The sequence below is a fragment of the Mycobacterium sp. NGS22 genome (assembly GCF_059813095.1).
Window position 1 is genome coordinate 134025 of the sequence record NZ_JCALDY010000012.1, and the last position, 17472, is coordinate 151496.

Annotated in this window: 15 protein-coding genes and 1 pseudogene; 11 read left to right on the plus strand and 5 right to left on the minus strand. The window is 66.9% G+C overall.

Annotated elements, in window-relative coordinates; genetic code table 11:
• Window positions 1-38 precede the first annotated feature (38 nt).
• The 3 genes from AC5Y47_RS13810 to mptB are packed head-to-tail and all read right to left on the minus strand — an operon-like array spanning window position 39 to window position 3459.
• Window positions 39-815 (minus strand): ABC transporter permease, encoded by a 777-nt coding sequence (locus AC5Y47_RS13810; protein ID WP_499944542.1) that lies wholly within the window; start codon window positions 813-815, stop codon window positions 39-41.
• Window positions 812-1753: an ABC transporter ATP-binding protein gene (locus AC5Y47_RS13815; RefSeq protein ID WP_499944543.1), complete on the minus strand. Its 942-nt coding sequence runs from the start codon at window positions 1751-1753 to the stop codon at window positions 812-814. The genes AC5Y47_RS13810 and AC5Y47_RS13815 overlap by 4 nt, the downstream gene beginning before the upstream one ends.
• Window positions 1750-3459 (minus strand): polyprenol phosphomannose-dependent alpha 1,6 mannosyltransferase MptB, encoded by a 1710-nt coding sequence (gene mptB, locus AC5Y47_RS13820; RefSeq protein ID WP_499944544.1) that lies wholly within the window; start codon window positions 3457-3459, stop codon window positions 1750-1752. The genes AC5Y47_RS13815 and mptB overlap by 4 nt, the downstream gene beginning before the upstream one ends.
• Window positions 3460-3677: 218 nt before the next feature.
• On the opposite strand from mptB, the gene AC5Y47_RS13825 reads away from it, so the two are divergent.
• The 7 genes and pseudogenes from AC5Y47_RS13825 (at window position 3678) to AC5Y47_RS13855 (ending at window position 10974) form a co-directional block, all read left to right on the plus strand.
• Window positions 3678-4424, plus strand: a complete 747-nt coding sequence (locus tag AC5Y47_RS13825; RefSeq protein WP_499944545.1) for a helix-turn-helix transcriptional regulator — start codon at window positions 3678-3680, stop codon at window positions 4422-4424.
• The gene (gene sufB / locus AC5Y47_RS13830; RefSeq protein WP_499944546.1) at window positions 4421-6979 is read left to right on the plus strand and encodes a Fe-S cluster assembly protein SufB; all 2559 of its coding nucleotides are present in this window, start codon (window positions 4421-4423) and stop codon (window positions 6977-6979) included. Before AC5Y47_RS13825 ends, sufB begins: the two co-directional genes overlap by 4 nt.
• Window positions 6976-8130, plus strand: a complete 1155-nt coding sequence (gene sufD, locus AC5Y47_RS13835; protein WP_499944547.1) for a Fe-S cluster assembly protein SufD — start codon at window positions 6976-6978, stop codon at window positions 8128-8130. The genes sufB and sufD overlap by 4 nt, the downstream gene beginning before the upstream one ends.
• Window positions 8127-8909 (plus strand): Fe-S cluster assembly ATPase SufC, encoded by a 783-nt coding sequence (gene sufC / locus AC5Y47_RS13840; RefSeq protein WP_499944549.1) that lies wholly within the window; start codon window positions 8127-8129, stop codon window positions 8907-8909. The genes sufD and sufC overlap by 4 nt, the downstream gene beginning before the upstream one ends.
• Window position 8910: 1 nt before the next feature.
• Window positions 8911-10146, plus strand: coding sequence for a cysteine desulfurase (locus AC5Y47_RS13845; protein WP_499944550.1), 1236 nt, complete (start codon window positions 8911-8913; stop codon window positions 10144-10146).
• A 16-nt stretch (window positions 10147-10162) separates the two neighbouring features.
• Window positions 10163-10616, plus strand: a pseudogene (sufU, locus tag AC5Y47_RS13850) (Fe-S cluster assembly sulfur transfer protein SufU); the annotation flags it as partial.
• Entirely contained in the window at window positions 10606-10974 is a 369-nt protein-coding gene (locus AC5Y47_RS13855; RefSeq protein ID WP_499944551.1) for a metal-sulfur cluster assembly factor, read from the plus strand. The pseudogene sufU and the gene AC5Y47_RS13855, both read left to right, overlap by 11 nt.
• 2 nt (window positions 10975-10976) lie before the next feature.
• Here the strand turns inward: AC5Y47_RS13855 and AC5Y47_RS13860 are convergent, their stop codons facing one another.
• Together AC5Y47_RS13860 and AC5Y47_RS13865 are read right to left on the minus strand one after the other, a co-directional pair.
• Window positions 10977-12806 (minus strand): acyl-CoA dehydrogenase, encoded by a 1830-nt coding sequence (locus tag AC5Y47_RS13860; protein WP_499944552.1) that lies wholly within the window; start codon window positions 12804-12806, stop codon window positions 10977-10979.
• 101 nt (window positions 12807-12907) lie between these two features.
• Window positions 12908-14029 (minus strand): PE family protein, encoded by a 1122-nt coding sequence (locus AC5Y47_RS13865; RefSeq protein ID WP_499944554.1) that lies wholly within the window; start codon window positions 14027-14029, stop codon window positions 12908-12910.
• A gap of 174 nt (window positions 14030-14203) precedes the next feature.
• On the opposite strand from AC5Y47_RS13865, the gene AC5Y47_RS13870 reads away from it, so the two are divergent.
• From AC5Y47_RS13870 to AC5Y47_RS13885, 4 genes are read left to right on the plus strand one after another with little or no spacing between them, the layout of a single operon-like run.
• Window positions 14204-14569, plus strand: a complete 366-nt coding sequence (locus AC5Y47_RS13870; protein WP_499944555.1) for a thioredoxin family protein — start codon at window positions 14204-14206, stop codon at window positions 14567-14569.
• A 49-nt stretch (window positions 14570-14618) separates the two neighbouring features.
• Entirely contained in the window at window positions 14619-14960 is a 342-nt protein-coding gene (gene trxA / locus AC5Y47_RS13875; protein ID WP_499944556.1) for a thioredoxin, read from the plus strand.
• Between the two features lie 10 nt (window positions 14961-14970).
• Window positions 14971-15810: an enoyl-CoA hydratase gene (locus AC5Y47_RS13880; protein ID WP_499944609.1), complete on the plus strand. Its 840-nt coding sequence runs from the start codon at window positions 14971-14973 to the stop codon at window positions 15808-15810.
• A 30-nt stretch (window positions 15811-15840) separates the two neighbouring features.
• Complete coding sequence (locus AC5Y47_RS13885; RefSeq protein WP_499944557.1) at window positions 15841-17469, plus strand: ABC-F family ATP-binding cassette domain-containing protein; 1629 nt, start codon at window positions 15841-15843, stop codon at window positions 17467-17469.
• Window positions 17470-17472: the final 3 nt, after the last annotated feature.

Below are 17472 nucleotides of genomic sequence, written 5' to 3' on the forward strand. Positions count from 1 at the left end.
CGTCATGTAGTAGAAGCGGCTCCGGGTTGCAGGCCCGCTCAGGTGAAGCGGAACCACCGCCGCGCCGCCACCGCGGCCATTGCGCCCCAGGCGGCCAGTACCGCGATACCGAACCAGTCCACCCGCAGGCTCATCGCCTGCGACAGCGCCTCGGTCAATGCCCCGGACGGTGTCACCCGCGCCGCAAACTTGATCGCCGTCGGGACGACGTCCGTCTCGAGGGTCAGCGCGCCGAACCCGGCGAAGACGAACCACAACAGGTTCGCCAGCGCCAGCACGATCTCGGCCCGCAACGTTCCGCCGAGCAGCAGGCCCAATGCGGCGAAGGCGGAGGTGCCCAGCCCGATCACCACCGCGCCCAGTGCCAGCGCCGCCGGTGCCGGTCGCCATCCGACCGCAAAACCTATGCCGCCCAGGATGATTGACTGCAAGAGCACGGTGAAGACCACGGCCAGCGACTTGCCGGCGATGATGCCCCACACCGGCAGCGGGGTCGCTCCGAGCCGCTTCAGCGCGCCGTAACGGCGGTCGAAGCCGACCGCGATCGCCTGCCCGGTGAACGCAGTGGAGATGACGGCGAGCGCCATGATGGCCGGCACGAACACGTCGGCGCGGCGCGGACCGAAGGAACCCAACGGCAGCAGCGTGAGCCCGACGAGCAGCGTGATCGGGATGAACATCGTCAACAACAACTGCTCGCCGTTGCGCAACAGCAGCTTGGTTTCCAGCTTCGACTGCGCGGCCAGCATCCGGGACACGGGGCTGGGCCGCGGGTCCGGGGTGAAGGTGCCGACCGGGAACGCGTCAGCACTCATGACCGCAACCTCCTGCCGGTCAGGTCCAGGAAAACGTCCTCGAGGCTGCGTTGTTCGACGCGCATGTCGGTGGCCAGCACGTCGATCTGGGCACACCAGGACGTGACCGTCGCCAGCACCTGGGGTCCGACCGGGCCGGCCACCAGGTACTCGCCGGGGGACAGTTCGCTGGCCTCGTAGTCTTCGGGCAGCGCCGAGGACAGCAACGAGAGGTCGAGTCGCGGCGGCGCGCTGAACCGCAGCTGGTTCTTCGCGCCGCTGCGCATCAGTTCGGCCGGGGTACCGGATGCGACAGTTTCGCCGTGGTCGATGATCACCAGCCGGTCGGCCAGTTCCTCGGCCTCCTTGAGCTGATGGGTGGTCAACACCACGGTGACCCCGTCGCGGCGCAGTGCGTCGATCAATTCCCACACCAGCAGCCGCGCGTGCGCGTCCATCCCGGCGGTGGGTTCGTCGAGAAACACCAATTCGGGGCGGCCGACCAGGGCGCAGGCCAGCGCGAGTCGTTGCTGCTGCCCGCCGGAAAGCCGCTTGTAGGTGGTGCGGGCGGCTTCGGTCAGGCCCAGGATGTCCAGCAGCCAGGCCGGGTCCAGCGGGTTGGCGGCGTAGGAAGCCACCAGTTCCAGCATCTCGCCGGCCCGCGCTGCCGGGTAGCCGCCGCCGCCCTGCAACATCACCCCGATGCGGGGCCGCAGCCGCGCGTTGTCGGCGATCGGGTCCAGTCCCAACACCTCGATGGTGCCGCCATCTGAGCGCACGAAGCCCTCGCACATCTCGACGGTGGTCGTCTTACCGGCGCCATTGGGCCCCAACAGCGCGAACACCTCGGCGGCATGCACGTCCAGATCGAGACCTGACACCGCCTGGACGGACCCGTACCTCTTGGACACCCCGCGTAGCCGCAAAACGATTTCGCGGTCTTGGGGGACTGAGCTCACGTGGAATCAGCGTAGGCGTCGGGCGTCGTGGCTGCTTCCGAGGGCCGGTTTGAGGTGGTTGGACTCCCCACAGTCTCGGCGACTTCGGGCGGGGGCGCGCGGTCTTCGTCCTCATCCGGCAGCGGTCGCCACGGCAGCCGGTGATAGGTCAGCGAAATGAGCAACACCACGATGAAAGCGCTGGCCAGCGTCGCGTCGACGATCTGGAACAGCGCGAAACGGTCGCCGTTGGCGGTGGGTCCGAAGATGCCGACGACCAACGTGATGGCGATCGCGGCGGCGCGAAAGCCGGTGCGGGTAGCCCAGGCAGCCAGCGGGATGATCGCCCACAGCAGATACCACGGCTGCACGACGGGAAACAGCAGCACCGTCAGGCCCAGCGCCACGCCCAGTCCGCCGATCGGGTGCAACCTGCCGCGGAAGACGGCCAGCAGCAGCCAGCAGACGATCACCATGATCAGCAACACGCCGATCCCACGGGTCAACGACAGGATCGCGGTGGTGTGATCGCCCAGGCCCAACAGGATGCCGACCTGCCCGGTGCCCAGCGCCAGCAGCGTGGGCGGCGACATCCAGCTGCGCACCACGTTCGCGGTGCCCAGGGTGTAGATCCAACCGAATCCGAGCCCGCTGGCCGAGCCGACGAGCCCCATCACGGCCAGCGCCAACCCCGCCATCGCAGAGCTCGCCACCAGCAGCGCCTTGAGGGTGCCGCCCCACCGATAGGCCAGCGCCCCGGTGACGAAACCCAGCGCCAGCAGCGACGGCAATTTCACCTGGGAGGACAGCACGATCAGGATCGACCCGCCGACCAGCATCCCCAGCGGCTCCCAGTCCGGTCCTAGCCGCCACGACGCGGGTTTGAGGCGGTCGGCGTCCAGGCCACGCAGCGCGAATTCGGCGCCGGTCAGCATCAGCCCCAGCATCAGGGCCTCGTTGTGGATGCCGGCGACCAGGTGCATGAACAGCAGCGGGTTGGCCGCGCCCAGCCAGAGCGCGCTGACTTCGGCCACCCCGCAGCGACGCGCCAGCCGTGGCGTCGCCCACACGATCAAGGCCACACCCAGCAGCACCACCAGCCGGTGGCAGAGCACGGCTGCGACGATGTTCTCCCCGGTCAGCGAGGAGATGCCGCGTCCGATCCACAGGAACAACGGACCGTAGGGCGCCGGCGTCTCGCGCCACAGGCTGGGCACCGACAGGGTGAACACGTGGCCCAGGCCCAGCCCGGAGGCAGGCCCCACCCGGTATGGGTCCAGTCCTTCCAACGAGATCTGGCTCTGCGCCAGGTAGGAGTAGACGTCCTTGCTGTACATCGGCGGAGCGATGAGCAGCGGCAGCATCCACAACACCAGGGTGCGGTCCAACTCGCCACGCGACATTCGCCGCTTACCGGAGGCGAACCGGCCCAGCATCAGCCAGGCGAGTGCCATCATCACCGCACCGGTGGTGGTCATCGTCAGCGAGACCGTCTGGATGCGGGAAGGCAGATTGAGCAGCCGAACCCCGAAAGTGGGGTCCTGCACGACCGGTCTGGCGCCGTCACCCAGCGCTCCGATCGCCATCAGGACGGTGCCCGTGGCACCGAACAGCCGGGTGCGTTTGAGTGCGGACAGTTCGGTGGCGTTGAGTGGCTTGCCCACGGTCTGCTCGTCGCCGTGCAGCGCGGCGATCGACGAGCTCAACGTGTGGTGGCGGCCTGCCATGCGAGCAGCGTAGCCCCGGCGACGACGCGGGCTGTTGGATGCGGCCCGTGGAGGAGCGGGGCCATTGCTGTAGCCCCGGCGACGACGCGGGCTGTTGGATGCGGCCCGTGGAGGAGCGGGGCCATTGCTGTAGCCCCGGCGACGACGCGGGCTGTTGGCCTCGTCACGTAAGGGGACCCTTGCTGGACCGAGGCTCGGAATTGCGACACACTGGTGTTGTGAAAATCCGATCCGAGCTTGGCGTCGCCGTGCCTACGGCCGGTGCTGCCGGGTCGGACGGTCACACGAGGCGCGCGATCGTGCGACTGCTGCTGGAATCGGGATCAATCACCGCCACCGATATCAGTGAACGACTCGGGTTGTCGGCCGCCGGGGTGCGACGCCATCTCGACGCACTCATCGACGCCGGGGACGCCGAATCCGTGGCTGCCGCGTCCTGGCAGCAGGTGGGCCGCGGCCGGCCCGCCAAGCGCTACCGCTTGACCGCTGCCGGACGCGGCAAGCTCGACCACGCCTACGACGACTTGGCCTCTGCCGCAATGCGACAACTGCGCGAGATCGGCGGCGACGACGCGGTGCGCACATTCGCGCGCCGCCGCATCGACTCGCTGCTGTCCGATGTCGCACCCGCCGACGGTTCCGACGAAGCGTCCGTCGAAGCCGCGGCCGGCCGGATAGCCGACGCGCTCACCGATGCCGGCTACGTCGCCACCACCACCCGGGTGGGCGGGCCCATCCACGGTGTGCAAATCTGCCAGCATCACTGCCCGGTCTCGCACGTGGCCGAGGAATTCCCGGAGCTGTGCGAAGCCGAGCAGCAGGCCATGTCGCAGGTGCTCGGCACCCATGTGCAGTTGTTGGCGACGATCGTCAACGGTGACTGCGCCTGCACCACCCACGTACCACTCGCCCCGGCGCCCAGCCCGCGCCCGCCGATCACCCACACCAGAGGAGCGTCCCGATGACACTCGAAGCGCCGCTGACCCAGGAACAGACGATCGAGTCGCTGGGCCGGTACGGCTACGGCTGGGCCGACTCCGACGTCGCGGGTGCCAGCGCCCGGCGCGGGCTGTCCGAGGCCGTGGTCCGCGACATCTCGGCGAAGAAGAACGAGCCCGAGTGGATGCTGAAGACCCGCCTGAAGGCGCTTGGCATCTTCGACAAGAAGCCGATGCCCAACTGGGGGTCCAATCTCGAAGGCATCGACTTCGACAACATCAAGTATTTCGTGCGGTCGACGGAGAAGCAGGCGGCGTCTTGGGAAGAGTTGCCAGAGGATATTAAAAACACTTACGACCGGTTGGGCATCCCGGAGGCGGAGAAGCAGCGCCTGGTTGCCGGTGTGGCCGCGCAGTACGAATGCTTGGCGGGGGACACCTTGGTGTGGACGGCCAACCGAGGCCAGGTCCCGATCAAGGAAATCGAGTACGGCGACCGAATTTTCGCCTATGACGAGGACGCCGAGCGGTTCGTCGTCGCACCGGTCAGAGCCTCCGCTCAAACCGACACGAGGTTGACGCACGAGATCAAGACCACCCGGCGCGCTATCCGGGCTACCGACAATCACCCGATGTTGGTGTTGCGCGATGAGCGCAAGCAAGGGCGCCAGCGCGCCCGCTTCGCTCGTCGTTGGGTCACTGTCGGCGAGATCAAGGCGGGCGACTTCATCGCGGTGCCGCGGCGGGTGCCCGAGTTCGGCGTCGCCGCCGAGCTTCCGACCGTGGCGGGGCTGAAGACTCCGGCCTCGAGTTCTGTCGACCTGATGTGGCTGTTGGGCCTGTACATCGGTGACGGCAATCTGCATCTGTCGACGAAGACTTATCGGGTCCAATTGGCCATTCCCGCAACCGATGTCGAGTTGCGAGCCGAGGTGACGCGCGTAGTCAAGGAGTTGTTCGGGCTGCGGTGCATCGAGGCCGACGAGTACCGGATCGTCGTCAACTCGAAGGCGTTGACGGAGTGGATCGTCGCGCTGGGATTCAACGGGCTGTCGTTGACCAAGCGGGTGCCTGACTGGGTCTACGGGCTGCCGGTCGACCAGCGACTAGCCTTCTTGGGCGGATGGGTGGACGCCGACGGGTACGTGAACCCGGACAAGAGCGGTTCGATCCTGCTGACCAGCGCCAATGAACCCCTGATTGGTCAGGCGCGGGAGCTGGCCGAACTGTCCGGACTGCGCGCCGCCGGGCCGTGGTCGTTCACTCAGCCGTACCGGCATGCGCCCGACCGCATCCAAACCGCTTGGCGGCTCGGTATTTCCGGTGACTTCGAGCGCCTGGGCTGCCGTAATATCAAGCGCACCAGCCGCTTCGGGCGCCGTCGTTACATGCACTCGTCGAACAGCTCCCACGGCACCACGATCCGGGCGCACGTCAACGAGTGGCTCGGTTTCGAGCGGGTCAAATCGGTCGAGCCCTACGCCGTCGAGCCCGTCTACGACATCGAGGTGGACGGACCGCACAACTTCGTCGCTGCAGGCCTCGTCGTGCACAACTCCGAGGTGGTTTACCACCAGATTCGGGAGGACCTCGAAGCCCAGGGCGTCATTTTCCTCGACACCGACACCGGCCTGCGTGAGCACCCGGAAATCTTCCAGCAGTACTTCGGTACCGTGATTCCGGCCGGGGACAACAAGTTCTCGGCGCTCAACACCGCCGTATGGTCGGGCGGCAGCTTCATCTACGTGCCGCCGGGCGTGCACGTCGACATCCCGCTGCAGGCCTACTTCCGGATCAACACTGAGAACATGGGCCAGTTCGAGCGAACCCTGATCATCGTCGGAGAGAACGCTTACGTTCACTACGTGGAGGGCTGCACTGCTCCCGTTTACAAGTCGGATTCGCTGCACTCGGCGGTGGTCGAGATCATCGTAAAGCCCGGTGGCCGTTGCCGTTACACGACAATCCAGAACTGGTCGAACAACGTCTACAACCTGGTGACCAAGCGCGCGCGAGCCGAGGCCGGCGCCACCATGGAATGGGTCGACGGCAACATCGGCTCCAAGGTGACCATGAAGTACCCGGCGGTCTGGATGACCGGTGAGCACGCCAAGGGTGAGGTGTTGTCGGTGGCGTTCGCCGGCGAGGACCAGCACCAGGACACCGGCGCCAAGATGCTGCACCTGGCGCCCAACACGTCGAGCAACATCGTGTCCAAGTCGGTGGCGCGCGGTGGCGGCCGCACGTCCTACCGCGGCCTGGTCCAGGTGAACAAGGGTGCGCACGGCTCCAAGTCGAGCGTGAAATGCGATGCGCTGCTGGTCGATACGATTAGCCGCAGCGACACCTACCCCTACGTCGACATCCGCGAGGACGACGTCACGATGGGCCACGAGGCCACCGTGTCCAAGGTCAGCGAGAACCAGCTTTTCTACCTGATGAGCCGCGGGATGACCGAGGACGAGGCGATGGCGATGGTGGTGCGCGGGTTCGTTGAGCCGATCGCCAAGGAACTCCCGATGGAGTACGCGCTGGAGCTCAACAGGCTGATCGAGTTGCAGATGGAGGGCGCGGTCGGATGACCGCACCTGCAGCACTCAACAAAGGCGAGCTGTTCGCGTCCTTCGACGTCGACGCGTTCGAGGTACCGCACGGCCGCGACGAGCTCTGGCGGTTCACCCCGCTCAAGCGGTTGCGCGGCCTGCACGACGGTTCGGCGAAAGCCACCGGCAGTGCAAAGATCACCGTCAGCGAGCAGCCCGGCATCCGAACCGAGACCGTGCGCCGCGGCGACGAACGACTCGGCGAGGGCGGCGTTCCCGCGGACCGCGTTGCGGCGCAGGCTTTTTCGTCGTTCAACGCGGCCACGTTAGTGACCGTCGGGCGCGACACGCAGATCGCCGAGCCGGTCAACATCACCGTCACCGGGCCCGGCGCCGGCGCGGTCGCCTACGGGCACCTGCAGATGCGGGTCGAAGAACTCGGCGAGGCCGTCGTCGTCATCGATCATGACGGCAGCGGAACCTACGCCGACAACGTGGAATTCGTTGTCGGGGACGCTGCCCGGCTCACGGTCATCTGGCTCGCCGACTGGTCCGACGACACCGTGCATCTCAGCGCGCACCACGCGCGGCTGGGCAAGGACGCGGTGCTGCGCCATGTCGCCGTCACGTTGGGCGGCGAGGTGGTGCGGACGGCGACCAACGTGCGCTTCGCCGGACCCGGCGGCGACGCGGACCTGCTGGGTCTGTACTTCGCCGACGACGGTCAGCATCTCGAGTCGCGGCTTCTCGTCGACCACGCCCAGCCGGACTGCAAGTCCAATGTGCTGTACAAGGGTGCGCTGCAAGGGGATCCGACGTCGAAGTTGCCCGACGCGCACACGGTCTGGATCGGCGACGTGCTGATCCGTGCCGAAGCCACCGGCACCGACACCTTTGAGATGAACCGCAACCTGGTGCTCACCGACGGGGCGCGCGCGGACTCGGTGCCCAACCTGGAGATCGAGACGGGGGAGATCGCCGGCGCCGGACACGCCAGTGCTACCGGACGATTCGACGACGAGCAACTGTTCTACCTGCGCTCGCGCGGCATCCCCGAAGAGCAGGCCCGCCGGCTGGTGATCCGCGGCTTCTTCGGCGAGATCATCGCCAAGATCGCAGTGCCCGAGATCCGGGAACGCCTCACCGCAGCCATCGAACACGAACTGGAAATCACGGAAAAGATCTCATGACAACTCTGGAAATCAAGGATCTACACGTCAGCGTCGCCAACCCGAACGCCGCCGACGGCGAACGCGAGATCCCCATCCTCAACGGCGTCGACCTGACCGTGAAATCCGGTGAGACGCATGCCCTGATGGGCCCCAACGGCTCCGGGAAGTCGACGCTGTCCTACGCCATCGCGGGCCACCCCAAATACGTGGTCACGTCCGGGTCCATCACCCTGGACGGCGAGGACGTGCTGGCGATGAGCGTCGACGAACGGGCCCGGGCCGGGCTGTTCCTGGCCATGCAGTACCCCGTCGAGGTGCCCGGCGTGTCGGTGTCGAACTTCCTGCGCTCGGCCGCGACGGCCATCCGCGGCGAGGCACCCAAGCTGCGGCACTGGGTCAAAGAGGTCAAGGCCGCGATGGCCGCGCTGGACATCGACCCGGCCTTCGCCGAGCGCAGCGTCAACGAGGGCTTCTCCGGCGGTGAGAAGAAGCGCCACGAGATCCTGCAGCTGGAACTGCTCAAGCCCAAGATCGCCGTCCTCGACGAAACCGACTCCGGCCTGGACGTCGACGCGCTGCGCGTGGTGAGCGAGGGCGTGAACCGTTACGCACAGGCCGAGCATGGCGGGCTGCTGCTCATCACCCACTACACCCGGATTCTGCGCTACATCCACCCCGAACACGTGCACGTGTTCGTCGGCGGTCGAATCGCCGAATCCGGCGGCCCGGAGTTGGCCGACGAGCTCGAGCAGAACGGTTACGTGCGCTTCACTCAGGCCGCCACCACCGGTGCCTAGCATGCTGGACCTGACGGCTGTCCGGGCCGATTTTCCGATCCTCAAGCGCACCATGCGCGGCGGAAACCAGATGGCGTACCTCGATTCCGGTGCGACGTCGCAACGTCCGCTGCAGGTGCTCGACGCCGAGCGCGAGTTCATCCTGACCTCCAACGGCGGAGTGCACCGCGGGGCGCACCAGTTGATGGAAGAAGCCACCGACGCCTACGAGCAGGGCCGGGCGGACATCGCCGAGTTCGTCGGTGCCGACGCCGACGAACTGGTATTCACCAAGAACGCCACCGAAGCGCTCAACCTGGTGTCGTATGTGTTGGGGGACAACCGGTTCGAGCGCGCCGTCAGACCCGGTGACGTCATCGTCACCACCGAACTCGAGCACCACGCCAACCTGATCCCGTGGCAGGAACTGGCGCGCCGCACCGGTGCCACCGTGAAGTGGTATGGCGTGACCGAGGACGGCCGTATCGATCTGGACTCGCTCCAGCTCGACGACAACGTCAAAGTCGTTGCCTTCAGCCATCATTCGAATGTCACCGGCGCGCTGGCGCCGGTGGGCGAACTGGTCGCTCGCGCCAGCGCCGTCGGCGCGCTGACCATTCTGGATGCCTGCCAGTCAGTACCCCACCACCCGGTCGACTTCCATGAGCTCGACGTCGACTTCGCCTCGTTCTCCGGCCACAAAATGCTCGGACCCAACGGGATCGGAGTGTTGTACGGCCGCCGGGACCTGTTGAACGCCATGCCGCCTTTTCTTACCGGCGGGTCGATGATCGAAACGGTCACCATGGAATCGGCCACCTACGCGCCGGCGCCCCAGCGCTTCGAAGCCGGCACCCCGATGACCTCCCAGGTGGTCGGATTAGCTGCCGCCGCACGCTATCTCGAAGCGATCGGCATGGACGCCGTCGAGGCGCACGAACGGGAGCTGGTCGCCAAGACCATCGACGGCTTGTCCGGCATCGGGGGTGTCCGCATCGTTGGTCCCACGTCGATGGAGAACCGCGGATCGCCGGTGTCGTTCGTCGTCGACAGCGTGCACGCCCACGACGTCGGCCAGGTGCTCGACGACGAGGGTGTGGCGGTGCGGGTCGGTCATCATTGCGCGCTGCCCCTGCACCGTCGGTTCGGCCTCGCGGCCACCGCACGCGCGTCGTTCGCGGTGTACAACACCGACGAGGAAGTCGACCGGCTGGTGCGTGGCGTGCGACGGGCCGTGGATTTCTTCGGGAGATCCTGAGTTGCGGCTCGAGCAGATGTACCAGGATGTGATCCTGGACCACTACAAGCACCCGCATCACCGCGGGCTACGGGAGCCCTTCGGGGCCGAGGTGTTCCACGTCAACCCGGTGTGCGGCGACGAAGTGACGTTGCGGGTGGCGTTGTCCGCCGACGGTGAGACCGTCGCCGACATCTCCTATGACGGCCAGGGCTGTTCGATCAGTCAGGCCGCGACATCGGTACTGACCGATCAGGTGATCGGGCAGAGTGTGCCGCAAGCGCTGCGGACCGTCGACGCATTCAGCGAAATGGTGTCGTCGCGCGGAAAGGTTCACGGCGACGAGGATGTCCTGGGTGACGGAGTAGCGTTTGCAGGAGTGGCCAAGTATCCGGCGCGGGTGAAATGTGCGTTGCTCGGCTGGATGGCATTCAAAGATGCACTCGCGCAGGCCCACGCAGCTCTCGAGGAGGTCGACAGATGAGCGAAACCACGGTGCCCGGCAGCGGACAGAGCGCTTCGGACGAGGAGTTTCTCGCCGACATCGAGGAGGCGATGCGCGATGTCGTCGACCCGGAACTGGGAATCAACGTCGTCGACCTCGGTCTCGTCTACGGGTTGAACCTGGAAGAAGGCGACGCGGGCACTGTCGCCGTGGTCGATATGACCCTGACGTCTGCGGCCTGCCCGCTGACCGACGTCATCGAGGATCAGTCGCGTTCGGCGCTGGTGGGCAGTGGCCTGGTCGACGAGATCAAGATCAACTGGGTCTGGAACCCGCCGTGGGGTCCGGACAAGATCACCGAGGACGGCCGCGAGCAGCTGCGTGCCCTCGGTTTCACCGTCTGAGGTCAGAAGGCGTCTTCGGGGATCCGCATGACCTCGTCGTCGAGGTGCTCCAGGACGGCTCGTAAGCCGGCCAGCTTGGGCAGCATGTTCTTGGCGAAGAAACCCGATACCGCGACCTTGCCCTGATAGAACGCCCGGTCCGCTTGGGGCGGCTCACCGGCCAACGCCGCCTGCGCCACGTCCGCCTGCGCGAGCAGGCGCCACCCGATGAGCAGGTCGCCGACGGCAAGCAGGAAGCGCACCGAGCCGAGTCCGACCTTGTAGATGTCGCCGGGGTGTTGCGCGGCCGACATCAGGTAGCCCATCAACGCGGCGGTCATGCCCGTGACGTCGTCCAACGCGGCCTGCACCAGCTCCGCCTGGTCTTTGAGTGACTCGTCGACACTCTCGATCGTCTTGTTGATCTGAGTCGTCACATGCTGCAGAGCCTGGCCATGGTCACGCACGATTTTGCGGAAGAAGAGGTCCAGCGCCTGGATGGCCGTGGTGCCCTCATAGAGCGAGTCGATCTTGGAATCACGGATGTACTGCTCGATGGGATAATCCTGCAAGAAGCCCGAACCGCCCAGCGTCTGCAGTGACTCGGTCAGGACCTCGTAGGCGCGCTCGGAGCCCACGCCTTTGACGAGTGGTAGCAGCAAGTCGTCGATGCGGTGCGCCAAGTCGTGATCTGCACCCGAAACATGTTGTGCGACAGCATCGTCCTGATGGGCGGCGGCGTACAGATACAACGCCCGCAGTCCCTCGGCGTAGGCCTTCTGGGTCATCAGGCTGCGGCGCACATCCGGATGGTGCATGATCGTGACCCGCGGGGCCGTCTTGTCCGTCATCTGGGTCAGGTCGGCGCCCTGCACGCGTTCCTTGGCGTACGCCAGCGCATTGAGATAGCCGGTGGACAGGGTGCCCGCAGCCTTGACACCGATTGTCATGCGGGCGTTTTCGATCACGGTGAACATCTGCGCGATCCCGTCGTGCACGCCGCCGACCAGGTACCCGACGGCGGGTGTGTCGGTGGCGCCGAAAGTGACTTCGCACGTGGGGGAGGACTTCAGGCCCATCTTGTGTTCCAGCCCCGTGACATACACCCCGTTCCGGTCGCCGAGTTCGCCGGTGTCGGGGTCGAACAGGAAGTTGGGCACGTAGAACAGGCTCAGGCCCTTGGTCCCGGGTCCGGCGCCTTCCGGGCGGGCCAGCACCAGATGAAAGATGTTTTCCGCAGTGTCGCCGACGTCGCCTCCCGAGATGAACCGCTTCACTCCTTCGATATGCCAAGTGCCGTCGGGTTGTTCGATCGCTTTGGTGCGTCCCGCGCCCACATCGGATCCGGCGTCCGGTTCGGTCAGCACCATGGTGGCCTGCCACCCGCGCTCGACTCCCATTGCCGCCCAACGCTTTTGCTCGTCGTTGCCCTCCACGTACAAGGACTGCGCGAATACCGGCCCCAGGTTGAAGAAGCAGACCGACGGGTTGGCGCAGTAGATCATCTCGTTGACCGCCCACGTGAGCGGCGCGGGAGCGGCCATGCCGCCGATATCCTCGGCCATGCCCAGGCGCCACCATTCGGCGTCTTTGATCGCCTGCACCGTCTTGACCAATTCCGGCGCGACGCTGATGGTGTGCGTGCTCGGGTCGAAGACCGGGGGGTTGCGGTCGGCGAACGCGAATGTCTCGGCAATCGGCCCTTCGGCCAGCCGCGCCGCCTCGGACAAGATCGTGCGCGCGGTGTCGACGTCGAGATCGGCGTAGCGCCCGGTTCCCAGGACAGCGCCTACGTCGAGCACCTCGAACAAGTTGAACTCGAGATCGCGGACATTGGCGATGTAGTGCCCCACAGCGGTTCCTTCCACTCAGACCGGTGGGTCCTAAGTGTCTCCGACGTCGGAAAACGTACGCAACCGTAAGTAAGGGGCTCGGTGCGGCAGCTGACCGCCCGCTATGTTCCGTTCGCCCCTGGTGCGCCGAACAACAACCCGCCCCTGCCGCCGAGTCCACTGACGCCGGTCAAGCCACCGCCGTCGCCGCCCGCGCCGCCGTTGCCGATCAGCTGGGCGTTGCCCCCACCGCCGCCGTTGCCGTTCAGCGTCCCGCCGTCGCCACCTTCGCCGCCGTTGCCGATCAACCCGGACTGGCCGCCTGCCCCGCCGTTGGCGCCCGACAGCAGGCCCGCGCCGCTGCCGCCGGCGCCGCCGTTGCCGTAGAAGAATCCGGCGCTGCCGCCTGCGCCGGCGGTTCCGGCGGAAAGCGCAGCCCCGCCTGCGCCGCCGTCGCCGAACAGGAAGGCCCTGCCGCCCGCGCCACCGCCGCCGAGGAAACTGCTGTTCCCTGCGCCGCCGTTGCCGAAGAACAACCCGCCGTTGCCTCCGCCGCCGCCGGCTCCCGAGCCGTTGGGGCTGATACCGCCCGCGCCACCTGCCCCGAACAGCAGAGCGGAGCCACCTAGACCGCCGGCACCGCCACCGCCACCGCTGGCCCCACCGGCACCGCCGTTGCCGAACAGCCACCCGCCGCCGCCGCCGGCCCCGCCGTTCGCTCCGGCCCCGCCGACCCCGCCGACCCCGCCATTCCCGAGTAGTCCGGCGGCCCCGCCGTTACCGCCCGCCACGCCGGCCATACCTGGCGAGAACCCGTTGCCGCCGTTGCCCCACAGGATTCCGCCGGCCTGACCGTTCGGGCTCGCCGCCGTGCCGTCGGCACCGCTGCCGATCAAAGGGCGCCCCAGCAGAAGGTTGGTAGGTGCGTTGATCAGGTCGAACACCGGCTGTAGGGGGCCGAAGTTGGTGGCCTCGGCAAGGGCGTACGACTGTGCGCCGCCGGCCAAAGCCCGCACGAACTGCTCGTGGAACGCGCTGGCCTGTGCGCTGAGGTTCTGATAGCCCTGCGCGTGCGCGCCGAATACCGCGGCGACCGCTCTGGAAACTTCGTCGGCACCGGCGGCCAGCACGCCGGTGGTCTGTGCCGCTGCCGCGGAATTGGCTTCACTGATGAGCGAGCCGACCCGGGCCAGATTCCCGGCGGCTTGCGAAACGAAGTCTGTGTTGGCGACCACGAACGACATCTCGCACCTCCACATTGAGACAGCGACCCAAGAATCCTATCCCCATTTCGCACGGATGAATCCATCTACGGACCACCAATTTCGCAGCCGACCAGTCCGGACGTGCCGACATCGATTCGGCGGGCCCGCACAATGTCGTGCGGGTCTGGTCGCACTGGACGTAATCTCGGCTCGATGGACAACGCGCCGACGCGAGACCTCACCGCCGCCGACTTCCGGCAGGCGGTGCTGGGCAACGACAACGTGCTGGTCTACTTCTGGGCGCCGCTGTGCCAACCGTGCGACGTGTTCACCCCGACGTACGTGAAATCCGCCGAAACCTGCCCGGACATCGTGCACGGCAAGGTCAACTTCGAAACCGAGAAGGAGCTGGTCGAGACCGCCGGGGTGAAGCTGTTGCCCACCCTGATGGCCTTCAAGAAGGGCAAGTTGGTGTTCAAGCAGGCCGGGGTCGCCAATCCCAGGGTGATGCTGGACCTGGTCACCCACCTCAGGGCCTACCGGTTGACGCCCAGCGGCAGTTTGCTGGACCGGGCGTGAGTCCGCGCGGGCCGGGAACAAAGGTGCCGCCGGTGGCGTTACCGCAGACGTGACTACCCGAGACCTCACTGCTGCACAGTTCAACGACACAATCGCCGAAAACGACATGGTGCTCGTCGACTTCTGGGCGTCCTGGTGCGGCCCGTGCCGGGCGTTCGCACCGACCTTCAAGGCGGCCTCGGAGAAACACCCCGATGTCGTCTTCGCCAAGGTGGACACCGAAGCCGAGCAGGAGTTGGCGGCGGCCGCTCAGATCCGGTCCATCCCGACCCTGATGGCGTTCAAGAAGGGCCAGCTGCTGTTCAACCAGGCCGGTGCGTTGCCGCCGGCGGCGTTGGAGGACCTGGTCCAGCAGCTCAAGGACTACGAGATCGAGGCCACCGAAGTCTGAGCCCCGACGGATCGCCGGCCGGCTGCGATACCGTTCACTGGTGAGTCTGGTCCTCCTCGAACATCCGCGACCCGAGATCGCCCTGATCACCCTCAACCGTCCCGAGCGGATGAACTCCATGGCCTTCGACGTCATGGTTCCGTTGCGCGAGACCCTCGAACAGGTCGGGTCGGACAACTCGGTGCGGGTGGTGGTGCTCACCGGCGCGGGGCGCGGTTTCTCTTCGGGGGCGGACCACAAGTCCGCGGGCACCGTCCCGCACGTCGACGGGCTGACCCGGCCGACATACGCGCTGCGCTCGATGGAGATCCTCGACGACGTCATCCTCAAGCTGCGTAGGTTGCACCAGCCGGTGATCGCTGCGGTGAACGGCGCGGCTATCGGCGGCGGGCTGTGCCTCGCCCTGGCCGCCGACATCCGGGTGGCCTCCACCAGCGCCTATTTCCGGGCGGCCGGCATCAACAACGGTCTGACCGCCAGCGAACTGGGCCTCAGTTACCTGCTGCCCCGGGCAATCGGGTCGTCGCGGGCGTTCGAGATCATGCTGACCGGCCGCGACGTCAGCGCCGAGGAAGCCGAGCGGATCGGCCTGGTGTCCTGTCAGGTGCCCGGCGCGCAGTTGCTGGACACCTGTTATGCGATCGCCGCGCGCATGGCGGCGTTCTCCCGCCCCGGCATCGAGTTGACCAAACGCACACTGTGGAGTGGACTCGACGCCGGTAGTCTGGAAGGGCACATGCAGGCCGAGGGCCTGGGACAGCTTTTCGTCCGTCTTCTCACCTCCAACTTCGAAGAAGCGGTTGCCGCACGTGCGGAGAGACGCCCGGCGGTGTTCACCGACGACAAGTAGGTCCGACGACGATGCGAGCTAGGAGCGAATGTGATCACGGCTACGGACCTGGAGGTCCGCGCTGGTGCGCGCATCCTGCTCTCACCGGACGGTCCCGATCTGCGGGTTCAGCCCGGGGACCGGATCGGGCTGGTCGGGCGCAACGGCGCCGGTAAGACGACCACACTGCGCATCCTGGCGGGGGAGGGCCAGCCCTACGCCGGTTCGGTGGTGCGCAAGGGGGAAATCGGTTATCTGCCACAGGATCCCAAAGAAGGCGACCTCGACGTGCTGGCGCGCGACCGGGTGCTGTCCGCCCGCGGGTTGGACGTGCTGCTGACCGATCTGGAGAAACAGCAGGCGCTGATGGCCGAAGTGGCCGACGACGACGCCCGGGATCGCGCCATCCGCCGTTACGGCCAACTCGAGGAGCGCTTCGTCGCGCTGGGCGGATACGGCGCCGAAAGCGAGGCGGGCCGCATCTGCGCCAGTCTGGGCCTGCCCGATCGGGTATTGACCCAGCAGTTGCGCACCCTGTCCGGCGGTCAGCGCCGACGGGTGGAGCTGGCCCGCATCCTGTTCGCCGCATCGGACAGCGGAGCCGGGTCGTCCACCACCTTGTTGCTGGACGAGCCGACCAACCACCTGGACGCGGATTCGGTTGGCTGGCTTCGGGATTTCCTGCGCGCCCATACCGGCGGCCTGGTCATCATCAGCCACAACGTCGACCTGCTCGCCGCGGTCGTCAACAGGGTGTGGTTCCTCGACGCCGTCCGCGGCGAGGTCGACGTCTACAACATGGGCTGGCAGAAATACCTCGATGCCCGCGCCACCGACGAGCAACGGCGCCGTCGGGAACGCGCCAACGCCGAACGCAAGGCCGCGGCATTGCGCACCCAGGCCGCCAAGTTGGGCGCCAAAGCCACCAAAGCTGTTGCGGCGCAGAACATGTTGCGTCGCGCCGACCGGATGATGGCTGCGCTGGACGAGGAACGCGTCGCCGACAAGGTGGCCCGCATCAAGTTCCCGACCCCCGCCCCGTGCGGGCGTACCCCATTGGTGGCCAAGGGTCTGAGCAAGACCTACGGCTCCCTCGAGGTTTTCACCGGCCTCGACCTGGCCATCGACCGCGGTTCCCGCGTGGTGGTGCTCGGGCTCAACGGCGCCGGCAAGACCACCCTGCTGCGGTTGCTGGCCGGGGTCGAGACCCCCGACACCGGCGGCCTGGAACCCGGACACGGGATGCGGATCGGGTATTTCGCGCAGGAGCACGACACCCTCGACGACGACGCGACGGTCTGGGAGAACATCCGGCACGCCGCGCCCGAAACCGGTGAACAGGATCTGCGCGGCCTGCTCGGTGCGTTCATGTTCAGCGGTCCGCAACTCGAGCAACCCGCGGGCACCCTGTCCGGTGGGGAGAAGACGCGGCTGGCACTGGCCGGTCTGGTGGCGTCGACGGCCAACGTGCTGCTACTCGACGAACCGACCAACAACCTCGACCCGGCCTCGCGTGAGCAGGTGCTCGACGCGCTGCGCAGCTACCAGGGCGCGGTGGTGCTGGTGACCCACGACCCCGGCGCCGCCGAGGCGCTCGACCCGCAGCGGGTGCTGCTGTTGCCCGACGGCACCGAGGACTACTGGTCCGAGGAGTATCGCGACCTCATCGAACTGGCCTGACGC